General features: G+C 35.1%; 28 protein-coding genes. 11 read left to right on the top strand and 17 right to left on the bottom strand.

All coding sequences use genetic code 11. The annotated features are described in order from the left end of the window. Positions 1–101: 101 nt before the first annotated feature. Positions 102–398, bottom strand: coding sequence for a DUF721 domain-containing protein (locus tag E0I61_RS04665; RefSeq protein WP_099715934.1), 297 nt, complete (start codon positions 396–398; stop codon positions 102–104). Further along, on the bottom strand, positions 379–819 hold the full coding sequence (locus E0I61_RS04660; RefSeq protein ID WP_132069750.1) for a lipocalin family protein: 441 nt from the start codon (positions 817–819) through the stop codon (positions 379–381). The genes E0I61_RS04665 and E0I61_RS04660 overlap by 20 nt, the downstream gene beginning before the upstream one ends. A gap of 224 nt (positions 820–1,043) precedes the next feature. On the opposite strand from E0I61_RS04660, the gene E0I61_RS04655 reads away from it, so the two are divergent. Then, complete coding sequence (locus tag E0I61_RS04655; protein WP_132069748.1) at positions 1,044–2,120, top strand: serine hydrolase domain-containing protein; 1,077 nt, start codon at positions 1,044–1,046, stop codon at positions 2,118–2,120. 187 nt (positions 2,121–2,307) lie between these two features. On the opposite strand, the gene ftsY is transcribed toward E0I61_RS04655, so the two are convergent. The 13 genes from ftsY to E0I61_RS04590 all read right to left on the bottom strand — a co-directional run bounded on the left by ftsY (position 2,308) and on the right by E0I61_RS04590 (position 11,433). Continuing rightward, positions 2,308–3,288 carry a signal recognition particle-docking protein FtsY gene (ftsY, locus tag E0I61_RS04650; protein ID WP_131996225.1) on the bottom strand — a complete coding sequence of 327 codons (981 nt, stop codon included), beginning with the start codon at positions 3,286–3,288 and terminating at the stop codon, positions 2,308–2,310. 128 nt (positions 3,289–3,416) lie between these two features. Next, positions 3,417–3,569: a DUF4295 domain-containing protein gene (locus tag E0I61_RS04645; RefSeq protein ID WP_073370281.1), complete on the bottom strand. Its 153-nt coding sequence runs from the start codon at positions 3,567–3,569 to the stop codon at positions 3,417–3,419. A gap of 76 nt (positions 3,570–3,645) precedes the next feature. Next, positions 3,646–3,828, bottom strand: a complete 183-nt coding sequence (rpmG, locus tag E0I61_RS04640; RefSeq protein ID WP_017495179.1) for a 50S ribosomal protein L33 — start codon at positions 3,826–3,828, stop codon at positions 3,646–3,648. Between the two features lie 27 nt (positions 3,829–3,855). Beyond that, a complete protein-coding gene (gene rpmB / locus E0I61_RS04635; protein WP_024980263.1) occupies positions 3,856–4,092 on the bottom strand; it encodes a 50S ribosomal protein L28 in 237 nt (78 codons plus the stop codon). A gap of 75 nt (positions 4,093–4,167) precedes the next feature. After that, positions 4,168–5,418 carry a CinA family nicotinamide mononucleotide deamidase-related protein gene (locus E0I61_RS04630; RefSeq protein ID WP_132069746.1) on the bottom strand — a complete coding sequence of 417 codons (1,251 nt, stop codon included), beginning with the start codon at positions 5,416–5,418 and terminating at the stop codon, positions 4,168–4,170. Between the two features lie 59 nt (positions 5,419–5,477). Then, positions 5,478–6,188 carry a hypothetical protein gene (locus tag E0I61_RS04625; RefSeq protein ID WP_132069744.1) on the bottom strand — a complete coding sequence of 237 codons (711 nt, stop codon included), beginning with the start codon at positions 6,186–6,188 and terminating at the stop codon, positions 5,478–5,480. 175 nt (positions 6,189–6,363) lie between these two features. Then, positions 6,364–6,708 (bottom strand): Hpt domain-containing protein, encoded by a 345-nt coding sequence (locus E0I61_RS04620; protein ID WP_131916262.1) that lies wholly within the window; start codon positions 6,706–6,708, stop codon positions 6,364–6,366. After that, positions 6,708–7,319 carry a fumarylacetoacetate hydrolase family protein gene (locus E0I61_RS04615; protein ID WP_132069742.1) on the bottom strand — a complete coding sequence of 204 codons (612 nt, stop codon included), beginning with the start codon at positions 7,317–7,319 and terminating at the stop codon, positions 6,708–6,710. The genes E0I61_RS04620 and E0I61_RS04615 overlap by 1 nt, the downstream gene beginning before the upstream one ends. A gap of 67 nt (positions 7,320–7,386) precedes the next feature. Beyond that, positions 7,387–8,157, bottom strand: a complete 771-nt coding sequence (locus E0I61_RS04610; protein ID WP_131996210.1) for a 3'-5' exonuclease — start codon at positions 8,155–8,157, stop codon at positions 7,387–7,389. 145 nt (positions 8,158–8,302) lie between these two features. Then, positions 8,303–9,604, bottom strand: a complete 1,302-nt coding sequence (locus tag E0I61_RS04605) for a dihydrolipoamide acetyltransferase family protein (protein WP_132069740.1) — start codon at positions 9,602–9,604, stop codon at positions 8,303–8,305. Between the two features lie 84 nt (positions 9,605–9,688). After that, positions 9,689–10,864 (bottom strand): glycosyltransferase family 2 protein, encoded by a 1,176-nt coding sequence (locus E0I61_RS04600; RefSeq protein WP_132069738.1) that lies wholly within the window; start codon positions 10,862–10,864, stop codon positions 9,689–9,691. 21 nt (positions 10,865–10,885) lie between these two features. After that, the gene (locus E0I61_RS04595; protein ID WP_132069736.1) at positions 10,886–11,194 is read right to left on the bottom strand and encodes a type II toxin-antitoxin system RelE/ParE family toxin; all 309 of its coding nucleotides are present in this window, start codon (positions 11,192–11,194) and stop codon (positions 10,886–10,888) included. Further along, positions 11,194–11,433, bottom strand: a complete 240-nt coding sequence (locus E0I61_RS04590) for a hypothetical protein (RefSeq protein WP_131996198.1) — start codon at positions 11,431–11,433, stop codon at positions 11,194–11,196. Before E0I61_RS04590 ends, E0I61_RS04595 begins: the two co-directional genes overlap by 1 nt. A gap of 318 nt (positions 11,434–11,751) precedes the next feature. Here E0I61_RS04590 and E0I61_RS04585 point away from each other — a divergent pair, with 318 nt between their 5' ends. From E0I61_RS04585 to E0I61_RS04575, 3 genes are all read left to right on the top strand, one after another. Beyond that, on the top strand, positions 11,752–13,614 hold the full coding sequence (locus E0I61_RS04585; RefSeq protein ID WP_132069734.1) for an ABC-F family ATP-binding cassette domain-containing protein: 1,863 nt from the start codon (positions 11,752–11,754) through the stop codon (positions 13,612–13,614). 257 nt (positions 13,615–13,871) lie between these two features. Then, entirely contained in the window at positions 13,872–14,447 is a 576-nt protein-coding gene (locus E0I61_RS04580; protein WP_132069732.1) for an outer membrane beta-barrel protein, read from the top strand. 463 nt (positions 14,448–14,910) lie between these two features. Beyond that, entirely contained in the window at positions 14,911–15,195 is a 285-nt protein-coding gene (locus E0I61_RS04575; protein WP_205728694.1) for a hypothetical protein, read from the top strand. A 111-nt stretch (positions 15,196–15,306) separates the two neighbouring features. Here E0I61_RS04575 and E0I61_RS04570 read toward each other — a convergent pair whose 3' ends face one another. Beyond that, complete coding sequence (locus E0I61_RS04570; protein WP_132069730.1) at positions 15,307–16,857, bottom strand: SDR family NAD(P)-dependent oxidoreductase; 1,551 nt, start codon at positions 16,855–16,857, stop codon at positions 15,307–15,309. 185 nt (positions 16,858–17,042) lie between these two features. On the opposite strand from E0I61_RS04570, the gene E0I61_RS04565 reads away from it, so the two are divergent. Beyond that, positions 17,043–17,822, top strand: coding sequence for an O-methyltransferase (locus E0I61_RS04565; RefSeq protein ID WP_132069728.1), 780 nt, complete (start codon positions 17,043–17,045; stop codon positions 17,820–17,822). A 58-nt stretch (positions 17,823–17,880) separates the two neighbouring features. Here the strand turns inward: E0I61_RS04565 and E0I61_RS04560 are convergent, their stop codons facing one another. Further along, positions 17,881–18,558 (bottom strand): hypothetical protein, encoded by a 678-nt coding sequence (locus E0I61_RS04560; RefSeq protein WP_132069726.1) that lies wholly within the window; start codon positions 18,556–18,558, stop codon positions 17,881–17,883. A 383-nt stretch (positions 18,559–18,941) separates the two neighbouring features. Here E0I61_RS04560 and E0I61_RS04555 point away from each other — a divergent pair, with 383 nt between their 5' ends. The 6 genes from E0I61_RS04555 to E0I61_RS04530 all read left to right on the top strand — a co-directional run bounded on the left by E0I61_RS04555 (position 18,942) and on the right by E0I61_RS04530 (position 25,959). Continuing rightward, positions 18,942–19,628, top strand: a complete 687-nt coding sequence (locus tag E0I61_RS04555; RefSeq protein WP_131916248.1) for an ABC transporter ATP-binding protein — start codon at positions 18,942–18,944, stop codon at positions 19,626–19,628. Positions 19,629–19,781: 153 nt separating this feature from the next. Next, positions 19,782–20,639 (top strand): ATP-grasp domain-containing protein, encoded by an 858-nt coding sequence (locus E0I61_RS04550; protein WP_132069724.1) that lies wholly within the window; start codon positions 19,782–19,784, stop codon positions 20,637–20,639. A 30-nt stretch (positions 20,640–20,669) separates the two neighbouring features. Then, positions 20,670–21,239, top strand: a complete 570-nt coding sequence (locus tag E0I61_RS04545) for a cob(I)yrinic acid a,c-diamide adenosyltransferase (protein WP_132069721.1) — start codon at positions 20,670–20,672, stop codon at positions 21,237–21,239. Between the two features lie 162 nt (positions 21,240–21,401). Further along, the gene (locus E0I61_RS04540) at positions 21,402–21,623 is read left to right on the top strand and encodes a DUF2795 domain-containing protein (RefSeq protein WP_007138072.1); all 222 of its coding nucleotides are present in this window, start codon (positions 21,402–21,404) and stop codon (positions 21,621–21,623) included. 84 nt (positions 21,624–21,707) lie between these two features. After that, positions 21,708–25,049, top strand: coding sequence for a preprotein translocase subunit SecA (secA, locus tag E0I61_RS04535; RefSeq protein WP_132069719.1), 3,342 nt, complete (start codon positions 21,708–21,710; stop codon positions 25,047–25,049). A gap of 463 nt (positions 25,050–25,512) precedes the next feature. Further along, positions 25,513–25,959 (top strand): hypothetical protein, encoded by a 447-nt coding sequence (locus E0I61_RS04530; protein ID WP_132069717.1) that lies wholly within the window; start codon positions 25,513–25,515, stop codon positions 25,957–25,959. Positions 25,960–26,087 lie beyond the last annotated feature (128 nt).

The following is a 26,087-nucleotide window of genomic DNA, read 5'->3' as shown; positions in this document are numbered from 1 at the left end:
AGAAATCTTTAAATAAAAAAAATCCCGTTTCAAATTGAAACGGGATTTTTTATGACAAAGAAATCTGAAATCTGAAATCGTTAATCAATAATCTAAAATCACTATCTCAAAACAACATCTTTCACCACATCACGTCTCAATTCCTCGTTAATCATAGCCACAATTTTTGATCTGCCGTGGCTTAATTCCTCCCTTAATACTGAAGAGCTCAATTCCACATACAAAGTACTTCCTTTCAAAACCACATTTTTAGTGTAATTATTCACACCATTTCCCATAAGATTTTTCCATGCGTCTTTAACGTCAATTTGATCCATTCCGGGTTGAAGTTTATTCACTTGGATAATTTGTTTCAAAACATCCCCTATCGTACTTTGATTATTTAGTCGTTTTGCCATCGCCCAGTAAATTTATTGATGTTGCTTTCTTGTAATGATATTCCGTTTTTTCTGTATTCAGCAATACTAATTCCTCCGCTGATAGAGCAATTAACTCCTCACTCCATTTCATGTACGGCGTCGAATAATCTAAAAATACTTTGTCATCGGCAAATCGCACCGTTACGTTTTCATAAACATCATTCACTAAAAAAGTCCCGTCCAATTGCGGCATCACTTTCTTCCGAAACCCTTTATTATCATCTATTTTAAAAAAATCATAACTTTCATTCATGCCATAATCCTTGTCTTTCCCAGCATCAAAAACAACTTTTTCGATTTCCCAATATCCGTTTATTTTAGAAATATCTGCAGGCTTAATCTTATGGTGACACCCCACAAAAAGGAATGCTATAAAAAGAATGCTAAATGTGTTTTTCATATAATTATTATTTTTAGGAGCTGCTTCCTGCTGTACGCTATATCCACGCAAAAAAAGCGTGGGATGCCGCTTCCATCAGGGCTAGGGTATTCGGGTTAAATCCCGTTTATTCTAAATACAAAGTTACTCTTATTAAATTCAAAGAAAACAAAAATAGTAGAAACACATTAAACTATTTTCTATATTTTTGGTCTTAAAGGAATTAGAAATAAATCAGTAGCAAGATGTCAAAAATAATCTACAGTCTCATCATCGTATTCTTTTGTAGTAGCTGCAGTTCCGATACTGTTGAACCAACTCCTACTCCAACACCTGCAGAAACACTCTATTTCCCTCCTCTAACCGGTACAACTTGGGAAACAAAATCTATTGCGAGTTTAGGTTGGAAACTATCTGATGTGCAACCGTTATTAGATTATTTGGAACTCAAAAATTCAAAATCTTTCATCATTCTTGTCAACGGAAGAATCGTAATGGAACATTATTTCAACGGTCATTCCGCAACGAGTAATTGGTATTGGGCAAGCGCTGGAAAAACACTGACATCAACTGTAACAGGAATTGCTCAACAAGAAGACTTAATCAACATCAATACTAAAGTTTCACAATACATCGGAACCGGTTGGACCAGTTTGCCTTTAGCAAAAGAAAACTTGATTACAAACAAACATTTACTCAATATGACTTCTGGATTAGATGACAGTACGGATGATATTGATCCAGCGAGCCTAAAATATAAAGCGGATGCAGGAACACGTTGGGCGTATCATAACGTATATGTAAAATTACAGGATGTGATTGCTCAAGCAAGCGGTCAAACCTGGAATGCCTATTTCAACACTAAATTGAAAGATAAAATAGGAATGGATGGTGCCTGGTTTCAGTTAGGCAATAATTCTGTTTATGGAAGTAATACTCGTTCCATGGCACGTTTCGGTTTGTTATTATTCAACAAAGGAAAATGGGAAAACAATACCATAGTAAGTGAAAATTATCTTAATGAAGCTACAAACACTTCACAAACTATAAATCTGGGATACGGGTATTTATGGTGGCTGAATGGAAAATCAAGTTATCAGTTGCCACAAAGCCAACTGCAATTCAATGGCAGTTTGATACCAACAGCTCCAGTCGATATGTTTATGGCACTGGGGAAAAACGATCAAAAAATCTATGTTATTCCAAGCAAGAAAATGGTCGTTATAAGAATGGGAGATGTTGCAAATCCTGACAATCCAACTTTTGCGTTATCCGATTTTGATGAAACTTTGTGGCAAAAAATTAGTGCTTTGTACCAATAAGCCTACTTGGTTTTCAAACGTCTCATGAAACCTAAAACAAAGAAAACCAAACCTATTATCAACAAAAAATAATAAAAACCAAGACTTTTATCTCGAATAAGATTTGCCAATATAAAAGAAATGATACTCACTAAATAGAGATACATCGGAGGTGTATTTTTTAAATAAGAAAAATCCATTCTAATTATTATTTAAAAAAACTATCTACAAACTCATACTTATTAAAAACCTGAAGATCCTCAATTCCTTCTCCCACACCAATATATTTTACAGGAATTTGAAATTGATCTGAGATACCAATTACGACACCGCCTTTTGCAGTTCCGTCTAGTTTCGTAACGGCTAAACAAGTAACCTCAGTAGCGGCTGTAAATTGTTTCGCTTGTTCAAAAGCATTCTGACCGGTTGAGCCGTCCAAAACCAATAATACATCATGTGGTGCATCACCAACGACTTTTTGCATCACTCGTTTTACTTTGGTCAATTCGTTCATTAAATTAATTTTATTATGCAAACGACCTGCAGTATCAATAATAACGATATCGGCATTTTGTGCCACTGCTGATTGTAAGGTATCAAAAGCTACCGAAGCAGGATCACTTCCCATATCTTGACGAACAATAGGAACGCCTACTCTATCCGCCCATATTTGCAACTGATCGATGGCAGCGGCACGAAAAGTATCGGCTGCACCAAGAACCACATTATAACCTGCTTTTTTAAACTGATAAGCTAATTTACCAATGGTAGTCGTTTTTCCGACACCATTTACCCCAACCACCATTAAAACATAAGGTTTCGTCTGAATTGGAATTACAAATTCAGTGGCTTCTCCAGTATTTGTCTCTGATAATAAGGCAGCAATTTCTTCTCTCAGAATTTGATTGAGTTCTTCTATACCAAGATATTTATCTGAAGCAACACGATTTTCGATTCTGGTAATTATTTTTAATGTAGTATTCACACCAACATCTGAGGCAACAAGGATTTCCTCTAAATTATCTAAAACCTCCTCATCAACTTTTGACTTTCCGGCAACAGCTTTGGTTAACTTCGAAAAGAAATTTGTTTTTGATTTTTCAAGACTCTTGTCTAATGTTTGCTTCGCCTGTTCGCTTAGGCTCGGGTCATTTTTCTCTGATGAAAATATTCTTTTGAAAAAACTCATTGTATAAATAGTATTAAGAATGAAGTATTTAAGTCCAAAGAACCAATACGTTTTTCTAACGGTAAATATAGAAAATAAAAAAGCTACTTCCGAATGAAAGTAGCTTTTCTATATAATGTGATTGTTAATTATTTCTTTTTCAAGAACTCATCAACAGCTTCAGGAGCCATAATAGATTCTACGAATGTATATGCACCTGTTTTTGGAGATTTCACCATTTTGATGGCTTTTGATAATCTCTTAGAAGATGTTTGTAACGATGCTACGGTTTTCTTTGCCATGATTCAAATGTTATTTAAATTTAAATAAAATCCTCAAATGTTGACCATTTGAGATTTTTATTAAAATCTCTAATTATTATTTAATTTCTTTGTGAACAGTTACACGCTTCAAGATTGGATTAAATTTTTTAATCTCTAATCTGTCTGGTGTATTTTTTTTGTTCTTTGTTGTTATGTATCTTGAAGTTCCTGCAACACCTGAAGTCTTGTGCTCAGTACATTCTAAAATTACCTGGATTCTATTACCTTTCTTTGCCATCTTGCTATTTTTTTATTTTGGAATGGATTATTTAATAAATCCTTCTGACTGCGCTTTTTTCAAAACTGCAGCGATTCCATTTTTATTAATTGTTTTTATCGTAGATGCTGCTACTCTAAGAGTAATCCATCTATCTTCTTCTGGAAGATAAAAACGCTTTTTAACTAAGTTTACAGAAAATTTTCTCTTAGTTTTGTTCATAGCGTGAGAAACGTTATTTCCTACCATCGCTCTTTTACCTGTAAGGTCACAAACTCTTGACATTATACTTATCTTTTATCGTTATTCAAAATCAGGGTGCAAAGAAAAGAAAAATAAACCTATTAAGCAACAAATTTACTACACATTTTTTAAAATTTCTTTCTGCAATAGTTCTAAACTTTTAATTACAGCTCTATCTATCACTTTTTCACGGGGTTGGCCAAAATTAAATTCCTCAACAATTACTTCGCTTGGTGTTGCCAATGCGATAAAAACAGCTCCAACTTCCGCATTTGAGTCTCCTTTTGACGGTCCTGCGTTGCCAGTTGTCGCAATTGCATAATCCGTTTTCATCATCTTTTTTATACTCAAAGCCATAGCCGAAACAACCTCTCTACTCACTACTGAATTTTCTTTTATGAGGCTTTCCGGAATGCCCAAAACATCAATTTTAACCGCTGTTGCGTACGATACAACACTTCCTTTAAAATACTTTGAAGAGCCCGAAACCGATGTCAATACCGCAGCAATCTTACCTCCGGTACAACTCTCGGCAGTAGAAATCGTTTTGTTTTGTTTTGTCAGCATTTTCCCCACTACAACTTCTAAGGTTTCATCATCATCAAAACCTACGATAATATCATGAATTATTGCATCCAGTGAGTTTACATTTTCGGCAAGAGCAGCTTCTAATTTTTCTTTATCCGTGCCACGAGCAGAAAGACGCAAACGAACTCTTCCCGGTGCAGGCAAATAAGCCAACTTAATAAATTCAGGAAGGTTATTTTCCCAATCCTCAATTCGTTCCGCCACCATACTTTCGCCTTGTCCGTACGTGAGAATTGTTTTATGGATGATATAAGGACGTTTGTATTCCCGAACTACTTTTGGGATGATTTCATGCTCCACTAAATACTTCATTTCGTAAGGAACTCCGGGTAGCGAAATAAAAACGGTGTTTTCCTTTTTCATCCACATTCCTGGCGCAGTACCCACCTGATTGTGAAGCACCGTACATTTTGACGGAACCAACGCTTGATCTTTATTGATTTGTGTAATTGTTCGCTTATAAAAACCTTCTATAAGTTGCGTAACATGAGTAAGCACTTTTTGATCAACAACTAATTCATCTTCAAAATAATCACAAAATGTTTTTTTTGTGATATCATCTTTTGTCGGTCCTAAACCACCAGTTATAATCACCAAATCGACTTTGTTTTGAAGCGCCACAAACGTATCTAAAATGTGTTTTTTATCATCACTTATCGAAATCATTTCGTTGATTTCAACACCAATCTTATCTAACGACTTAGCTATAAAGCCAGAATTAGTATCGACAATTTGACCTATTAAAATTTCGTCACCAATGGTAACTATAGTTGCTTTCATTTTTCTAGTTTAAGAATTTAGAAGTTTCTAAAAATTTAAAAATATTACTATTAAAAAAATTATTTAAATTTAAATTCAAACTTAAGTGGTATTGACGCATTAGGATCACAGTTTTCAGGAATAATAAAATATTTTTTAATTTTCACATACTGTAATAATTTATAAACAAACTCATATTGCTTTTTATCATAGCTCAATGAGAAAATTTCTTTTGCAATCCCATTTGGAATATTTTTACTTGTTTCTCGAACATCAAATACGCCCGAAAACATCATTAAAGGTAGATGGAATTCTGTATTATTTTCTACAATGTAATATGAAATCCCATGCTTATACTTTCTCGCATTTGTAATTTTACGATACTTCATTGCATAATTTTTATAGTAAACACCATTAATTAGCGTATCCTTTTTATTCATGAAATCAAACCTACCAGAATCATACTTATACTTTTCTTTTTGATAATTAATACTCTCACACAATAATGATATGGTTTCTGCTTTAAAAAACTCACTTTTATCAATTATGGAATTACTACGAATACCTATTTCGTCTATAAAGTCTATTCTAAAATTCAAACTATCCTCTTCATAAACCCTACATTCATAAGTATCGTCTTTAGAATTAGTTAAAAGATATCGTTTCTCTACTTTTGAAGTTTGATTTGCCTGAAACTTATACTCAATAATATAGTCAAAAAAATATTTTTTCTGAGAAGACATAGTAAGAGAAGACAATAAAAACAGCAGGAGTATTATTTTATATTTCATATTTATCTTTTAGACCAAAAACAGTTCTATGGAGTAGTTTTTAAAAATACGCTGTCGTTAAAATGACAGTATTAATTGTAGTTTGCGTGAGGGATAAAAGTGAAAATCCTCCCGTTTTTTCGGGAGATTACAACGGATAGCCCGACCCGCTTTTTCGGCGGGTCACGCCCCAATATTACAAATCGAAATCTTTTTTGATTTCTTTGATAGCGTCGTTAACTTGGTTTTTTACGCTCTTAAAAGTTTCTTTGATGTCTTTCTTTTTACCTTCGGCTTTGGTCCAGGCTTCGACTTGAAGAATCTCTTCAAAAGCCATGTTTAAACCCATTAAATCAAGCGTAGGTTTTATCTTGTGTGCATAAGCATAAGCATGCTTGTGGTCTTTCTTTTTTATTCCTTCTTTAATTTGAAGTAAATCGTCTGGAACTTCAGTAACAAACAAAGTCAAAATTTCATTCACAAATTCTGGATCGTTGTCTGAAAGTGCGTACACTTTTGAAAGGTTGTAATTTATAGCCATTATTTTACCTGTATTCTAAATAGTTGTTGTCCCTCTAAAAATCCTTCCAAAACGTCATCCGGCTTTACTGCAGCAACTCCTTCCGGAGTTCCTGTAAAAATAATATCTCCAATTTTTAACGTGAAAAACTGAGAAACGTACGAAATAAGTTCATCAATTTTCCACAACATATGACTGGAATTACCGATTTGTACCGTTTTATTGTTATTGGTTAATTCAAAAGTAATATTTTCTAATGAACTAAATTGATTTTTTGGTAAAAATTCTCCTATAACTGCCGAACCGTCAAATGCTTTTGCTTTTTCCCAAGGCAACCCTTTTGCTTTTAATTTATCCTGTAAATCGCGTGCCGTAAAATCAATTCCAACACTGATTTCGTCATAATATTTATGGGCAAACTTAGGTTCGATGTATTTCCCTACTTTGTTTATTTTGACAATAATTTCAATTTCGTGGTGAATATCTTCCGAAAATTCCGGGATTACAAATGGATGCTGCTTCAACAAAACGGCCGAATCCGGCTTCATAAAAACCACAGGTTCCGTTGGTCTTTCGTTACGTAATTCCGCTATATGTTTGGTGTAATTTCTACCGATGCAGATGATCTTCATGCTTTTTAAGTATTCAGTGTTCAGCATTTAGTGTTCAGAATGTAAACTGAACACTGATTACTGAGCACTATTTCGTATTTAGTTTTCTAAGTTTGATTGCCGTTAAAACTTTCTTGGTATACAATGGAAAATCCGCATTTTGAATCCAACTGAAATAACCGGGCTCTGTTTCCAGAATTTTACCCACTTTCACTCCTTTGTGTTTTCCAAAGGCAAAAATTTCCTCATCATCCTTATCAAAGGCAATCATTCCTGCAAAATCAGCGATTTTCTTTCTTGTCGTAAACTCCGATAATGATTTCATATCGTTTTCCAGTTCCGGATAACGATCCAGTTGCGCTTTCAATATTTCGTAAGTCGCCATGGTGTCCGCTTCTGCAGAATGTGCGTTTTCAAGCGTTTTTCCGCAATAAAACTTATGTGCCGCGCTCAAGGTACGTTCTTCCATTTTATGAAAAACCGTTTGTACATCAACCGAAACTCTATTTTTCATGTCAAAATCTACTCCGGCACGAAGCATTTCTTCTGCCAACAATGGAATATCAAATCGATCTGAATTAAATCCAGCTAAATCACTGTCTTTAATCATATTATAAACTTGCGCTGCCAGTTCATTAAAAGTAGGCTCATTCGCTACTTTTTCATCGGTAATTCCATGAACAGCCGTTGTTTGCGGTGGAATTGGAATCGTTGGATTAACCAACCAAGTTTTGCTTTCTTTGTTTCCGTTTGGGAAAACTTTAAATATTGAGATTTCTACAATTCTATCTTTTCCTATGTCAATTCCTGTGGTTTCAAGATCGAAAAAGCAAATTGGTTTATTGAGTTTAAGTTCCATTTTTAAATTTTGTGTGGATACAAATATAGAAATTTGGGTTTAATTTCGTTAAAAGTTTAAAGTATAAAGTTCCTGAAAACCTTAAAAAAAGAAAACCCGACTGATTTTTAAAAATCGGTCGGGTCTAAATTGTAATTATATACCTTTAAACATCTCTGTTTACATCAAAAGCTTCTAGATATTCAGCGACTCTTTTTACAAAACTTCCTCCTAATGCTCCATCAACCACTCTATGATCATAGCTATGGGATAAGAACATTTTTTGACGAATTCCAATGAAATCTCCTTCTGGAGTTTCGATTACCGCTGGCATTTTACGGATTGCTCCAAGGGCTAAAATTCCCACTTGCGGCTGATTGATAATTGGCGTACCAAAAACACTTCCAAAAGTCCCCACATTCGTAACCGTATAGGTTCCGCCTTGTGTGTCGTCCGGTTTTAACTTTCCAGCTTTTGCACGACCTCCTAAATCGTTGACCGCTTTTGCCATTCCAACTAAATTCAGTTGATCCGCATTTTTAATAACAGGAACAATTAAGTTTCCGTTTGGCAATGAAGCCGCCATCCCAAGGTTGATATTTTTCTTTTTGATGATATAATCACCATCTACAGAAATATTCATTCCAGGGAAATCTTTCAATGCTTTTGCAACTGCTTCCATGAAAATTGGCGTATACGTCAATTTTTCTCCTTCTCTCTTTTCGAAAGCATTTTTATTTTTCTCTCTCCATTTTACAATATTTGTCACATCGACTTCGATAAACGATTGTACGTGAGCCGAAGTTTGCACAGAAGCAACCATGTAACCCGCAATTAGCTTGCGCATTCTGTCCATTTCTATAATTTCATCGCCACCGCTTACAGATACCGGAGCCGCCTTTTGAGCAACTGGAGCTGCAACTGGTTTTTGAACTGCTACAACCGGAGCCGAAACTGCTGGTTGGCTTGTTCTATTTTTTACGTAGTCTAAAATATCATTTTTAGTTACTCTTCCTTCTTTTCCTGTTCCGGAAATCGCTGCTAATTCTGCAACAGAAACCCCTTCTTCTTTGGCAATATTTTTCACCAAAGGCGATAAGAATTTTTCAGAATCAGAGAAATCTACTGGAGCCGCAACACTTTCTTTGGCGGCATCCACCGTTTTTGTTACTTCAGCAACAACCTCAGCGGCTACAGCTTCTTTAACAATTGGCACAAGCTCTCCACCTTCGGTTTCAATTATTGCGATAGTCTGACCTACTTGAACCAGATCATCTTTACCAAACAATTGCTCAATCAAGATACCCGAAACTTCACTTGGCACTTCGCTGTCTACTTTGTCAGTAGCAATTTCAAGTACCGCTTCGTCAGCTTCAATTTTATCTCCAACTTCTTTTAACCAGTTTGTAATGGTTGCTTCTGCAACGCTTTCTCCCATTTTTGGAAGCTTTAATTCAAATCTTGCCATATTGTTAACCTAAAAGGTGATTTTGATTTTCAGTTTGCGAAATTACTAAATATTTCAAATATAAATTACATTAAATGTAATTTTTTACTCTATTTTCATAATCTCACCTCTTTCGTTACTATTATTACTTCCAATTAAAAAATTAGCGTTTTTTGGTATTATTTTAAAGGTAAATCCTCTATTTCTTGAAGATTCGAGAATTGATATGCATTCTTTAAAAGAAATGAATTCGTTATCCAGAATAATTTCAGTTCCCGTTACAGTTCTTAACGAAGACGAAATTACCATTTTTTCTGTTTTTAAATCGTGAAATGAGACTTTTTTTTGCAAAACCAAAGTCAATTTTTCCACTAATTTTTCATTTGATGAATACAGCAGATATGATTTTGGAGTCATTTTTATCCCTAAATTTCTGGAAGGTTTTCCTTGAATCATTTTTACAAAAGAAAAAAAGACAATACCCAGTCCCATAAAAACCGAGAAGAATAAAGAAACGTTAAAATGCTTTTTATAAAAGAAATGCATGGCTTCCTGAAAGCGCTTCATATAGATTTCGTCCTTAATGGTACTTTCTCCTTTATAATGGATTACGGTGGTATCATGAAAATAATAGTTCGACTTTCCTTTTTGCAAAATCCTATAAGACAAATCAATATCATCCGAATACATGAAACAATCTTCATCAAAACCGCCCACTTCAAGGTATAAACTTCTTTTCATAACCATAAAAGCACCCACAAGAATATCCACTTTTCCAGTTTGGTTTTCGTTTAAATGTAGTGCGTAATACTTCCCGAATGTTCCCGACTTGGAAAATAATTTGTACAAACCCGTGATTTTGGTAAAAGCGACACAAGGTATTGGAACGCCACGTTTGCTTTCCGGCAGAAATTTCCCGGCTCCATCGATAAGTTTGCAACCCAATATTCCTAAATCAGATCGTTTTTGGACAAAAGCCAATACTTTGGTAAACGTATCTTCGGCAACCACTGTATCTGGATTCAAAATACAAATGTATTCGCCTTGAGCTTGAGCAACTCCTATGTTATTGCCTTTTGGAAAACCTACATTTTCATTATTTTGAATGAGTTTTACGTTTGGAAAACGCTTTTGCATCATTGCACAACTGTCATCTGGGGAATTATTATCGATTACAATAATTTCGCCGTCAATGGTTTCTAAAGCACTTTGAACGCTTAAAACACATTGCTCGAGAAAATAACAAACGTTGTAATTGAGAATGATGACGGATAGTTGCATTGAGCAAATATAATTAGAAAATTATCTTAATAATTTATTGAGAAGACTTGGATTTTGTTTGTTGTTCCAAAATAACACCAAATTAATTTGTTTTTTGTCCTTTAAAACATTGTAGTATAACGTTGTTTGTTTTGAAATAACTAAAGAATAAATTTTACGTTTTGGACTATATTTTCCAATGGTTGGATTTTGACTCAAAGCATCAATAAAACTGTAAACTAATATTGTAAATTTCTCAACTCCATTAGTATTCCATTTTCTTAAAATAAAATCAATTTCATCTAAAAAGGTTAATTCCGCTAAAGTTAACCAATGAATATAATACTTCATTAAGTGAGATTATATTTCTTTTTAACTTCAGCCATTATTTGAGAATGTGGCTTGCCAAGTCCTTGCTCGCTTTGTTTTAATCCAATTTCAATTAGTTGCTTTACATGTTCTGGAAGTTCATCCCAAAAGTCATCCTGATTTTCAATTTCTAAATCCGATTTTGATTGATATAAAACAGCTTCTTCCTCCACTGATTGGGGTTTTTCGTTTGTTTTATATTTTTTTGAATTAGAATCCATTACACTTATTTTTGAATATCAAATATACGCTTTTTTTAGAAGATTAAAAACACCAAAACATATTTCTCCTTAGCCCCGATTGAAGTGAAAATCCTTTTTCTTTTTTCTTTAAAAAGAAAAAGATTGCAACGGAAAGCGGGAACGTTACCTGCAAATAAAACCAAATCTTTCGCTCCTAAAAAATAGGCTGCCGTTTTTAGTTTTAACATTACTTAAACCACAAAAACTTGAAACTTGATGTAAATGAATTACTTTTGCAAAAAAGTTATGTTTCGCAACGCATGCATAGCTTTCAATTTATAACTCATATCTTACAAAGTGAATTACCTTTCTGTTGAAAATATCTCGAAATCTTTTGGTGAACGTACGCTGTTTAAAGACATCTCGTTCGGAATTAACAAAGATCAAAAAATTGCTTTCATAGCCAAAAACGGTTCTGGAAAAACGACTATTATGAGTATCATTAATGGTCTTGAAGAATCTGATACCGGACAAGTCGTATTGAGAAAAGGCATAAAAATGACGTTTCTTTCGCAAAACAATAATTTGCAGGACGAATTGACGATTGAGGAAAGTATTTTCGCATCGGATAACGAGACTTTGAAAGTGATTGAAGCGTATGAAAAAGCATTAGAAAATCCGGAAGATGAAGAAGCCTACCAAAAAGCTTTTGACGGAATGGATCAGCACAATGCGTGGGATTTTGAAACGCAGTACAAGCAAATTTTGTTCAAACTGAAGTTGGAAAACTTCAAATTGAAAGTAAAAAATCTTTCAGGTGGACAGAAAAAACGTTTGTCATTGGCTATCATTTTAATTAATCGTCCTGATTTATTGATTCTGGATGAGCCTACGAATCACTTGGATTTAGAGATGATCGAATGGCTGGAAAGTTATTTTGCCAAAGAAAATATTACGTTGTTTATGGTGACGCACGACCGTTTCTTTTTGGAGCGCGTTTGTAATGAAATCATCGAATTAGACAACGGAAAATTATACCAATACAAAGGAAATTACTCCTATTATTTAGAGAAAAAAGAGGAACGCATCGCATCCGAAAATTCGAGTGTGGATAAAGCACAGAATCTTTTTGTGAAAGAACTGGAATGGATGCGCCGTCAGCCCAAAGCGAGAACGACAAAATCGAAATCGCGTCAGGATGATTTTTATGAAATTAAGGAAAAAGCACAAAGTCGCCGTCGTGAAAATAAAGTAGAGCTTGAAATTAACATGGAACGTATGGGAAGCAAGATTATTGAGCTTCACAAAATCTCCAAAAAATTCAAGGATCACGTCATCATGGATAATTTCAGTTTTGATTTTCAGCGTGGCGAACGCATTGGAATTATTGGAAAAAATGGAACCGGAAAATCGACTTTCCTGAATTTATTGACAGGATCGATTCCTCTTGATGGAGGAAAAGTGATTGTTGGCGATACTATAAAAATAGGGTATTATACGCAAAGTGGAATCAACCCAAAACCGGGTCAGCGTGTGATTGATGTGATTAAGGAATACGGAGAATTCATTCCGTTGATGAAAGGAAAATTGATTTCGGCTTCGCAATTGTTAGAGCGTTTCTTGTTTGATGCTAAAAAACAATACGATTTCGTGGATCGATTGAGCGGTGGAGAATTGAAACGTTTGTACTTGTGTACGGTTTTAATTCAGAATCCAAACTTCTTGATTCTGGATGAGCCTACCAATGATCTGGATATCGTAACATTAAATGTTTTGGAAAGCTTTCTTTTGGATTATCCGGGTTGTCTTTTAGTGGTTTCTCACGACAGGTATTTCATGGATAAAATTGTGGATCACTTGTTCATTTTTAGAGGTGATGGTGTGGTCGAAGATTTTCCTGGAAACTATTCTGATTTTAGAGCTTACGAAGACAGCACTGACGTGGCGCAAAAAGAAGAAAACAAAGCCGAAAAGAAAGACTGGAAACAAAACAATCCAACCGGAAATTTGACTTTCAATGAGCAAAAAGAATTTCAGAAAATCGAGCGAGAAATCAAGGATTTAGAGATTCAAAAAGTAGCTATCGAACAATTGTTTTCGGATGGAAAAGTGGAAGAAAACAATGTTTTGACCAAAGCAAAAGAATTAGAAAACATCAATAATAAAATTGAAGATAAAGAGGAAAGATGGTTTGAGCTTTCTGCGAAGATAGAAGGATAAAATTAGTATTCAGTGTTCAGTAGCAGTTTGCAATACCGAACATTATTATTATTTCGGCTACACCCACAACAGAATTTTGATTTTGTTGTGGGTTTGTTTTTTTAGTAAAAAACTAATTTTAAATTAGTACGAAAAATTATAAGAAACAAAAGTCCCTTTGATGGTTTGCCACTTTTTTATATATTTTTGAAAAGAAAAGAAAAGCCAGACGTTCGTCAGACCTGTAAACGAGTTATGAGTAATTAAAAAATTGAAATATGAAACAAAAACTATTATTAGCATTATTATTGATTTTCTCAATAAAATCTTTATCACAAGATTCAAAACTTAGTATTGAAATGAATTTTCCAATACCTATTGACCAAAATTTCATCGGAAAAAGTTACAATGGAATTATTGATGTTGGAGCTAAATACAGATTTGCTGAAATAACTAATTTTAATATCGGAACATCAATCAATGGTGGGATTTTAGTAAATAACACAAACAAAAATAACGGAATTCAAGACTTTAAAGTTACATCGTATCTTATTCAACCAAAAGTTTTTGCTGAACTTAAAATAGAATCAATTTCTAAATTCCATCCATTCGTAGGATTTGGCTATACTTTTATGATTTTTGACGCTTCAGGGACAAATAACGGATTTGATGTTTCAGATTCAACACATAGTGGAATTAATGCTAATTTTGGAATTGCTTATGATATAACTAATAGAATATTCGCAGAAATTCAGTATGACTATGTAAAACTGAAAGTTGACAACGAAACCCCAAATACTACATTTAACACAAACGTAAATCTGTTAAAAATTGGATTAGGTTTCCGACTGTAAAAAATCAACCCCAACTCTTTTAGCGGTAAAGCCGAAAATGTTGGGGTTGTTGTTTTATCAAAAAAAATAAAATTAGCAGCAATTAGCTTTTAGGCACACCCCGCTCTTCGAAGTATACAATAGTTCTAGGTTAAGCTGCTCAAATGTCTCTGACTTTGCGCCCATAACAATAAGTAATAACAAAAAAACCACAACAAACTTTAATTCTGTTGTGGTTTTTTATTTATAAGCTTAGCAGAATTACCAAGGAAATAGGATTACAACCCCAGATTTTTCTAACAATCATTTTTTTTAATAAAATATTATATACGATCAAAATATTTTTCAAATAGAAAGTACTTTGTGTTTCAAAGTTACGTACATTTGTAAAACAAAACCCTGAAAGTGAATCTATTCAATATTGAAGGCTACACTTTCGGATTATGTACGACCAAATTAATATATAAAACTGAAAATTATGATTATGGAAAACAAAAGAGGTATTGGCATTGTGCTCACGGTAGTTTTTTTACTGCTCATCCCATTAATAGCGATGCAATTTACAAAAGAAGTAAACTGGAACTTGGCCGATTTTGTGGTCGCTGGTGTCCTATTGCTCGGTACTGGTCTTATCTGTGAGCTTGTAATGAGAAAGGTAAAAAATACCAATCATCGAATCATTCTCTGTGCAGCTATTCTGGCAGCGCTTCTCCTCATTTGGATAGAACTTGCAGTCGGCCTTTTCGGGACACCGTTCGCCGGATCGTAAACAGCAAATTTTGATTGCATATTTGTAAACCGTTCCCATAAAATTAAGCAACTAAAAACCACAACAAAATCAAATTCTGTAGTGGTTTTTTATTTTGTAAGTCAGACGCTATTACCAAGGAATCGGATTGTAATCTTTCAAGAATTTCCCGCACCAATGTTTTCCTGTATTAATACCGTCAAACAACGGATCCATAACCCGCGCTGCACCATCCACAATGTCTAATGGCGGCTGAAAATCTTCTTCTTCCTGTTTTCTTTTAGCTAATTCCGCCGGATCTTCGTCGGTTACCCAACCGGTATCTACCGCATTCATAAAAATTCCATCCTTTGCCAAAGTTCCAGAGGAAGTGTGCGTGAGCATATTCAAAGCTGCTTTGGCCATATTGGTATGCGGATGGCGGTCTTCCTTGAAAAAGCGATGAAACTTTCCTTCCATTGCTGAAACATTGATGATGTGCTTTTTTCCGGTATTATCTTTCTTCATGACTTCCGAAAGGCGGTTACACAATACAAAAGGCGCCACCGAATTGACCAACTGTACTTCAATCATTTCAGTCGTTTCTATTTGTCCCAATCGCAAACGCCAGCTGTTGGTTTTTCGCAAATCCACTTGCTGCAAATCGGCATCGAGTTCTCCTTCCGGAAAAACTTCATTCGCCACGAGCGCATTATCAAACGAATACGGAATCTGAGATAATTTGGCGGAAGCCCGCAACCCAATTCCAGGTTCTGGTCCGTGCCAAGTCACCGGCATATTCTGATTTGGAGAAACTCCTGATGTCAATACTTTTAATTCATCCAGACAATTGGTATGATCCAGTAATAATTCCTGTGCTTGTTGTGGTAAAGAAGCAATGGAACGCTCTTCGTTTTCCATTAGATGCGTATAGAATCCGGCAGGACGTCTCACGGTTTGCGCTGCATTATTGATTAGAATATCCAATCGCTCGTATTTTTGCTCAATAAAGTTGCAAAAAATCTCCACACTCGGAATATGTCGCAAATCCAATCCGTGAATTTTCAAACGATGTCCCCAATCCATAAAATCGGCTTCCTTAGAAAAACGCAAAGCCGAATCCACTGGAAAACGGGTCGTTGCAATAACAGTTGCTCCACCACGCAACAGCATTAACGTAATGTGATACCCAATTTTCAGACGAGAACCTGTAATTACGGCCACTTGCCCTTTTACATCTGCAGTTTGAAAACGTTTGGCATAATTAAAATCACCACAATCGGTACACATCGTATCATAAAAGTGGTGCATTTTAGTAAATTCCGTTTTGCAAACGTAACAATTTCGTGGAGTTTCCAGTTCTAATTGTTCTTTGTGGGCAAGATCATTAAAAGCCAATAATTTGGGTGCCACAAAAATACTCGCTTCACGGGCATGCCGAATCCCGGTTTCCTTTCGGGCGGTACGGTCGCGTTTTTCCATTTTGCGTTTGGCAGCCACTTTTCCGTCTTTTTTTCTACGGGTAAGCTCATCTCGGTCGGGTCTGGAAAACATCCCTGCCGCTTTGATTAAAGCTGTTCGTTGTTCTTTTGGGATATCAAATATTTGGTCAGTATCGGTATTTAATTGTGCCAAAATAGCGATACATCGGTCAATTTCTTCCGAACTTATGGCACTTATATGTTCTATTTGTTCAATCATCATCGTAAAAAATGGGTATTATTCTTGGTGTAAATTCCAAGGGCGCAAAGATATACTTTTTAAAGTCGTAAAGTTTCAAAGTCAAAAGTCGTAAAGTCTTTGCTTTTGAATTTGTGCCTTTCGGCTTTAAGACTTTTGACTTTCGACTATTATCTTAGTATCTTCGCGTCTACTTTGTATATGTCTCTATGCTATTTCAAATAAAATCGTATCTACAATTCCTTTGGCACTCAAAAAACGAGCATGCTGTACATTCTCCGTTTGTGTTTAATTTACTTACGAAATGTTTCTATGACAAAAAACCAAAACCGGAATATTCTATTTTAAAAAAATACAGAAACTCGCTTTTAGAAAACAACAATACTATTGAAGTTACTGATTTTGGTGCAGGTTCGAAAGTTTTCAAATCGAATACAAGAGCGATTGCCGAGATTGCCAAAACAGCGGGAATTACTTCAAAGCGAGCCGAATTATTATTTAGAATCACCAATTATTTGCAGCCAGAAAGTATTTTAGAAATTGGAACATCGTTAGGATTGGCGACTTCCGCACTTTCTTTAGGGAATTTAAAAGCAAAAATAATCACTTTAGAAGGTTGTCCTAACACAATGGCAATTACAAAAAGTCAATTTCAATTATTCAATTTTAATAATGTAAATCCAATCGTAACCGAATTCAGTAATTATTTGGAAGACCTTCGACTTTCGACTTTCGACTTTCGACTCATTTACTTCGACGGGAATCACTCCAAGAAAGCAACGGTGGACTATTTTGAATTATTACTTCCTACAATTACTAACGAAACCGTTTGGATATTCGATGACATTCATTGGTCTCCAGAAATGGAAGAAGCTTGGAAAATCATAAAAAAACATCCAAAAGTGACCGTAACCATTGATACGTTTCAATGGGGATTGGTGTTTTTTAGAAAAGAGCAACCAAAAGAGCATTTTGTGATTAGAATTTAACGCAAAAAAAATGACAGCCATTGCTGACTGTCATTTCTCACTTTGAATTAATTATTCCTTATTCTTTAGCTCTTTTCATTTCTCCTGATTTTGCTCCCATTCTATTCACTTTCAACATTGGAGCAAATTTGAATTTTAAAGCAGCAATTTTTCTGTTATCTTCAGACGAAAGTCCTTCTTTTTCAACAGTGTTTTTTCTGCTGTCAAGCGCTTCATACATCAATTTAATTTCATCCCAGTCTTCACGTGTATAACTGTCTTTATTATTTTCGGCAGTATGAATGAATTGTTGGTAAACGCTATGTATATTGTCTTTGTTTACCCAGCTAAAATTCATATCATCCCCAATTTTTCCTTGACCAAATAAAGCATTTCTTAATTGTTGTTTTGAGCTTATTGTTACATCAGTAGTTGGTTGCTCAGCTACTTTTTCAGCTTCATATTTAGCTTTTAAAGCTTCATATTTGGCTCTACTTGCATCAAGACGCTCTTGCGCTGCTGCATTATCTTTCATGTTTGCAATAGCTGCTTCCGCTTCTCCGCTTTTCAATTCATAAGTAGCTTCAATTCCTTGCCAATTCCCTCTAGCGTCTTCTGCGGCAACGTTACCAACTGAATCTACGTACATAACATAGCTATCAACTGATTTCTCTGCTTGTTCCGCTTTTTCATCTTTACAAGAGGTAAATCCCAAAGCGATTACCGCTACACCTAACAATAACTTTTTACTTTCCATAATTTCTTGATTTTGATTAAATATTATTTATGTAAATTTAAGAAACATTATTCAATTCATAATTATAATCCAAAAATTTTATAAATAATACATGTAATTATGAAATAAAAATAAATAAAGTGTAAATTATATAAATTAACCCTGAAATACTATAAATAATTACGGGGTGATTTTATGTATTAAAAATTGCATTTTAAAAGAAATAGGTGAAAATTGCAATTATTTGATTTTGAAAAAGTTAGTTCCTATATAAAATTGAAGCTCAAAATGTAACAAATTTTAAAAAACAACTACTTATTAATAATTCAAAAGTCTTTTGTACTTTTAAAATCTAATTTAATAGCACCCTACGCGCAGTCGAAGGTCAAAAATCATATACTCTAATGGCAAACCCGCTAATCAAAATAACCAATATCAAACGAGATTTTGTACTTGGAAATGAAATCGTTTATGTTCTTAAAGGCATTGATTTAGAAATAAATAAAGGGGAATATGTAGCATTAATGGGCCCTTCAGGATCTGGAAAATCAACTTTAATGAATTTATTGGGGTGTTTAGACACACCAACTTCCGGGAGTTACATTCTGAACGGAAAAGATGTCAGCCAGATGAAAGATGATGAATTAGCCGAAATTCGGAATAAAGAAATAGGATTTGTTTTCCAGACTTTCAACCTTTTACCCAGAACAACGGCATTAGATAACGTGGCTTTACCCATGATTTATGCCGGGTTTTCAAAATCGGAAAGAAAAGCACGAGCTACCGAAGTATTGGAACAAGTAAATCTTGCCGACAGAATGGACCACCAACCCAACCAACTTTCGGGAGGACAACGCCAGCGTGTGGCAATTGCCCGTGCTTTGGTCAACAAACCGTCCATCATTCTTGCCGATGAGCCTACCGGAAATCTGGACAGTAAAACGTCATTAGAAATCATGAAACTTTTTGGAGACATTCATAATAATGGAAACACGGTAATTCTGGTAACGCACGAGGAAGAAATCGCCGCTTATGCACACCGAATCATTCGTTTGCGTGACGGACTTATCGAAAGCGACACTACCAAATAGTTTTTTCAGTAGCTTTTTCCGGCTATCCGCTTGTATCTCTTTCTTGCCATTCTTCCTTCGTCTGAATCACAAGAAAGAGGATACCGCTTTTATCCGGGCTAGGAAATCCAAATTACAATTGCGTTTAAAATTCCAAATAATACCTATCAAAAAATGAAAATCGCCATCCTAACCTGCGAAAAACTTCCAGATTTAAATCCCGAAGATCAAAAAATAATTCCGGCATTAGCCAAACATACTATAGAAGCCCGCGCCGCTATTTGGAGCGACAAAAGCATCAATTGGATTGATTTTGATTATCTGATCTTTCGCAATACTTGGGATTATTTCGAGAAAGAAACCGAGTTTAAAATTTGGCTCGACCAAATAGAAAAACTGGGAATCAAAACACTAAATCCCATTGAAGTAATCAAGCAAAACATCCATAAGTTTTACTTGCGTGAAATGGAACAGCAAGGAATCACCATTTTGCCAACCGTTTTCATTGATAAAACAGATCATCTTAATCTTGCTGAATTGATACCTACACATTGGAAAAAAGCGGTTATAAAACCGGCATTTTCTGCTGGTTCCTATCTCACCGAAGTTTTTGAAGTATCCGAAATTCAGGAAATAAGCACAAAATATAAAGGTATTGCAGCGGAGAAAGAGTTGCTTTTACAGGAATTCATGCCCGAAATTCAAACATTGGGCGAAACCTCTTTTATCTTTTTCAATAAAAAATTCTCACATGCGGTAAATAAAAAACCCGTGGATGGCGATTTTAGAGTACAATCCCTTTTTGGAGGAAAATACAATTTGGTTCAACCCAGTCAGGAACTAATTGAAAAAGCGCAAAAAATTGTCAATACATTTCCAGAGAATTTACTGTATGCGCGAGTAGACGGAATCCTTATTGAGAACGAACTCTATTTAATGGAAATTGAATGCATTGAACCTGATTTATATTTCAATCTCAGTGAAAATTCGCTGGAACGATTTGTTGCAGCAATAGTGGAATTAATACGCTAAATTTGTTTTTTTTAATCAAATAAACGGTAGATGAAAGTATATACAAAGACTGGAGATAAAGGAACAACAGCACTTTTTGGCGGAACCAGAGTCCCAAAAGACCATGCCCGAATAGAAAGCTATGGAACCGTTGACGAATTGAACTCTTATATTGGTCTGATTCGGGATCAGGAAATGAATGCACATTACAAAGAAATCCTTATAGAAATTCAAGATCGCCTATTTACTGTTGGCGCTATATTAGCAACGCCACCTGAAAAAGAAGTGATGAAAAACGGAGAACTTCGTTTGAAAAATCTGGGAATTATCGAATCTGATATTGAATTATTGGAAAATGAAATTGATGCCATGGAAGAAGCATTGCCGCCAATGACTCATTTTGTGCTTCCTGGCGGACATACCACTGTGTCATATTGTCATATTGCACGTTGTGTTTGTCGCAGAGCAGAGCGCTTAGCCGTCCATTTAAGCCACAATGAACCCGTTGTTGAAATCGCAATCAAGTACTTAAACCGACTTTCTGACTACCTTTTTGTGTTGGCACGGAAGTTGTCTCATGATTTGAACGCTGCCGAAGTTCAATGGATTCCAAGGAAATAGTTGGCAGTTTACAGTTGTAAGTTTGCAGTGAAAAGCTGAACACTAAATACCGAACACTGAACACTAAATAAAACGTTCTTAACTTTAACTAAAAATAAATGATTTTTTACTTGTCTTTTTCAGTAAAAAATTTATTTTTGCACAAAACTAAATCGACAACACATGTATTGGACATTAGAATTAGCATCTTATTTAAGCGATGCACCGTGGCCTGCTAACAAAGACGAACTTATTGACTACGCTATTAGAGCAGGAGCTCCATTAGAAGTAGTAGAAAACCTTCAATCTATAGAGGATGAAGGCGAGATATATGAATCAATGGAAGAAATTTGGCCAGATTATCCTACGGACGAAGATTATCTTTGGAATGAGGATGAATATTAAAAAGTAAACCAAGAAAAAGTCTCAAAAGAGGCTTTTTTTTTGTTTAAATTTACAGAATTACACAACCAGAAATAAAAACATATTATGAGTTTTATAAATAGTATTATTAAAGTCTTTGTTGGGGATAAATCCCAAAAAGATGTGAAAGCTTTACAGCCGTATCTTAACAAAATTAAAACTTTTGAAACTCCTCTGATGGCATTATCTAATGACGATCTTAGAGGACGCACTGCTTTTTTTAAGGATAGAATCAAACAGGCACGCGCTGAAAAAGATGCTAAAATTGCTGCGCTGAAACTAGAAGTGGAAAGCATTGAAGACATTGATAAAAGAGAAGATATTTATATCGCTATTGACGCATTAGAAAAAGAAGCTTACGATATTTCGGAGAAAACGTTGATGGAAATTCTTCCGGAAGCCTTTGCCGTTGTTAAAGAGACTGCAAGACGTTTTAAAGACAACACAGCAGTAGTTGTAACCGCAACTGCAAAAGACCGTGAACTTTCAGCTACTAAAAGCTACATTACCTTAGATGGTGACAATTCAATTTGGGCAAATTCTTGGAATGCTGCAGGTAAAGAAATTACTTGGGACATGATTCACTATGACGTACAATTAATTGGTGGAATGGTTTTGCATGAAGGTAAAATTGCCGAAATGCAAACAGGTGAAGGAAAAACATTGGTGGCAACCTTACCGCTTTATTTAAATGCATTGACTGGAAACGGTGTGCACTTAGTAACTGTGAATGATTATTTGGCAAAAAGAGATAGTACTTGGAAAGCGCCATTATTCGAATTTCATGGTATGACTGTTGAATGTATTGACAATTACCAACCAAGTTCAGAAGGAAGAAAAAAAGCCTACGATGCTGATATCACTTACGGAACCAATAATGAATTTGGTTTTGACTACTTAAGAGATAATATGGCGCATTCGCCAGAAGATTTAGTGCAACGAAAACACAATTACGCCATTGTCGATGAGGTCGATTCTGTTTTGATTGATGATGCCAGAACACCACTGATTATTTCAGGTCCGGTTCCGCAAGGAGATCGTCATGAATTCATGGAAATGAAACCAAAAATTGAAAACTTAGTTAGTTTACAAAGACAATTGGCTAACGGTTTTTTATCTGAAGCAAAAAAATTAATTAAAGAAGGAAATACTAAAGAAGGTGGATTCCAATTATTAAGAGCTTACAGAGCGTTACCAAAAAACAAAGCATTGATTAAATTTTTGAGCGAAGAAGGAATCAAACAATTGCTTCAAAAAACCGAAAATCAATACATGCAGGATAACAAAAGAGAAATGCACAAGATTGATGAGGCATTGTATTTTGTTATTGAAGAAAAAAACAATCAGGTAGAATTGTCTGACAACGGAATTAAATACCTTTCTGGAGATACGGACTCTGACTTTTTTGTACTTCCGGACATTGGAACTGAAATTGCCGCTATCGAAAAGAAAAAATTAGATAAAGACACTGAAGCAGAGGAAAAAGAAAAATTGTTCCAAGATTTTGGAATAAAAAGCGAACGTATTCATACTTTGACACAACTTTTAAAAGCCTACGCTTTATTCGAAAAAGATGTAGAATATGTAATCATGGATAACAAAATCATGATTGTTGATGAGCAAACAGGTCGTATCATGGATGGTCGTCGCTATTCTGATGGATTGCACCAAGCGATTGAAGCAAAAGAAAATGTAAAAATCGAAGCTGCAACTCAAACATTTGCAACAGTTACGTTACAGAATTATTTCAGGATGTACAACAAACTGGGAGGAATGACTGGAACAGCCTCGACTGAAGCAGGAGAGTTATGGCAAATATATAAACTTGACGTTGTAGAAATTCCTACGAACAGAGGAATGGCCAGAAAAGACAAAGAGGATTTTATTTATAAAACGACTCGTGAAAAATTCAATGCCGTTATCGAAGACGTAACTGAATTATCTAAAGCAGGAAGACCGGTTCTTATTGGTACAACTTCGGTAGAGATTTCAGAATTATTAAGCCGAATGTTGAAAATGAGAGGCGTTGCACACAATGTCTTGAATGCAAAAATGCACAAACAAGAAGCGCAAATTGTTGAAGAAGCCGGAAAACCTGGTGTGGTAACTATTGCAACGAACATGGCTGGTCGTGGTACCGATATTAAATTATCTGCCGAAGTAAAAGCCGCTGGTGGATTAGCAATTGTAGGAACAGAACGTCATGATTCACGTCGTGTTGACCGTCAGTTACGTGGTCGTGCAGGACGTCAAGGAGATCCGGGAAGCTCACAGTTTTACGTTTCCCTTGAAGACAACCTGATGCGTTTGTTTGGTTCTGAAAGAGTGGCTAAAGTGATGGACAGAATGGGATTACAGGAAGGTGAAGTAATTCAGCATTCTATGATGACTAAATCTATCGAACGTGCTCAGAAAAAAGTAGAAGAAAACAACTTTGGTGTTCGTAAACGTTTATTGGAATATGATGACGTAATGAATGCACAGCGTGAAGTAGTATACAAACGTCGTCGTCATGCTTTGTTTGGAGAGCGTTTGAAATTAGACATTGCGAACATGCTTTACGATACTTGTGAATTGATTGTTGATGAAAACAAAGCAACAAATAATTTCAAAAATTTTGAATTCGAATTGATTCGTTATTTCTCAATTACATCGCCAGTTACTGAAAGTGAATTCAGTAAATTGAGTGAAATGGAATTAACCGGTAAAATATACAAAGCTACGCTGGAATATTATACAGAGAAAACCGAGAGAAGTGCCAGAGAAGCATTCCCAATCATAAAAAGTGTTTACGAAGACAAACACAACCAATTTGAACGCATTGTAGTTCCTTTTACGGATGGAATAAAATCTTTGAATGTGGTTACTGATTTGAAACGCGCCTACGAAACTGAGGGAGCTCAACTTGTTGCTGATTTCGAAAAAAACATCACTTTGTCTATTGTAGATGAAGCTTGGAAGAAACACTTACGTAAAATGGATGAGTTGAAACAATCGGTTCAACTTGCAGTTCACGAACAAAAAGATCCATTACTTATTTACAAACTGGAAGCTTTCAATTTGTTTAGAGCAATGATTGACAATGTAAATAAGGAAGTGATTTCATTCTTGTTCAAAGGTGATTTACCGGCTCAAGAGAATCAACAAATTCAAGAAGCGAAAGAAGTTCGTCAACAAGAAGATTATAAATTAAGCAAAGACGAAATTCCAAATAGTGAAAGTGCTAATCGTGAAGCGGGAGAAACGCAACAACGACAAGTAACCGAAACTATCGTGAGAGATATGCCAAAAATCAATCGCAATGATAACGTAACGATTCAAAACGTGGCTAACGGACAAATTCAAGAGATGAAATACAAAAAAGCCGAAAGCTTAATCGCTTCAGGACAATGGGTTATTGTTAACTAATAACCGTTTCAATCCTTAAAATTAAATTCCCCAATTACGAAAGTAGTTGGGGAATTTTTTTTATCCTGAATTTATTTCAGGATCTTTTCCAGGAGCCATTCCCGCCCTACGCTACAAGCTATTTGGTTTCAAACCCTTTTTCTAGCCGCTGTCAGGAGCTTCCTTAGGTCGCTCTGCTACCACCAGAAAAAAGTGGTTTTCAACCTGCATAGGCTTTCCACTACTGTCGGGGCTAGGGATTTTGTGATGAATTAATTACTAATTCCAATTTATAAGATTTTTCAGCGATTTATTTATATATTTGAAAATAAATAAAATCTGATGTTTACTAGGTCTATTTTCCACGTTTTGGTGTGATAAGTCTGATATCGTCAGACCTATATACTAGTTAGTAGCAAGCGCCGAGCAAATAGGAAAAACTCAACATCATATAACTATTCTATAATTTTATCAAACAATAAAAATGATTAAAGACAGAGATACTAATTTTAGAGAACATTCTATTTTTCTTTCAGAAATTGCCCAAAATATTTTAGACGGAAATGATAGATTTCTTTTAATTCCAGGTGTACGTGAAATAATTGCACTTTACTTATTAATTCCGTATACAACTAACGACCAACTTGACTCAGGAATGCCTTCACAAATGCCAAAGCTTGATTTGTCAGAGGAATTTATAAATGGAGTTAATTTGAGAAATTTAAGAGATACAATTTGCCACTCTTTCGTTACTGTTGAAGAAAGTAGTAAAGACAGATTAGGACGTATAATAATAGATGACCGAGCTCAAATGACTAGAAAAACACATAATGAACAAGAAAGTAAAGCTCTAGGTGTCTTTTTAGAAATACCACAAGCGCATAAAAAATTAAAAGAATTACATTCCAAAATAATAATTTCGATAAAATAGAGCCAGCTACTAACAGCCACTAAAACGGATTTGGGCATTGGGCTTAATGGAAAGATGGTCTTGTATTTGGGATGATTTTGCAAATCCGAAGAATGGGCTTAATTTAGTCCCAAACCCGCTGTAGTACC

The organism is Flavobacterium ranwuense (genome assembly GCF_004349315.1).
Lineage (GTDB): Bacteria > Bacteroidota > Bacteroidia > Flavobacteriales > Flavobacteriaceae > Flavobacterium > Flavobacterium ranwuense.
Note: the sequence above shows the minus strand (reverse complement) of the source record. Positions and strands in the feature narration are given on the sequence as shown.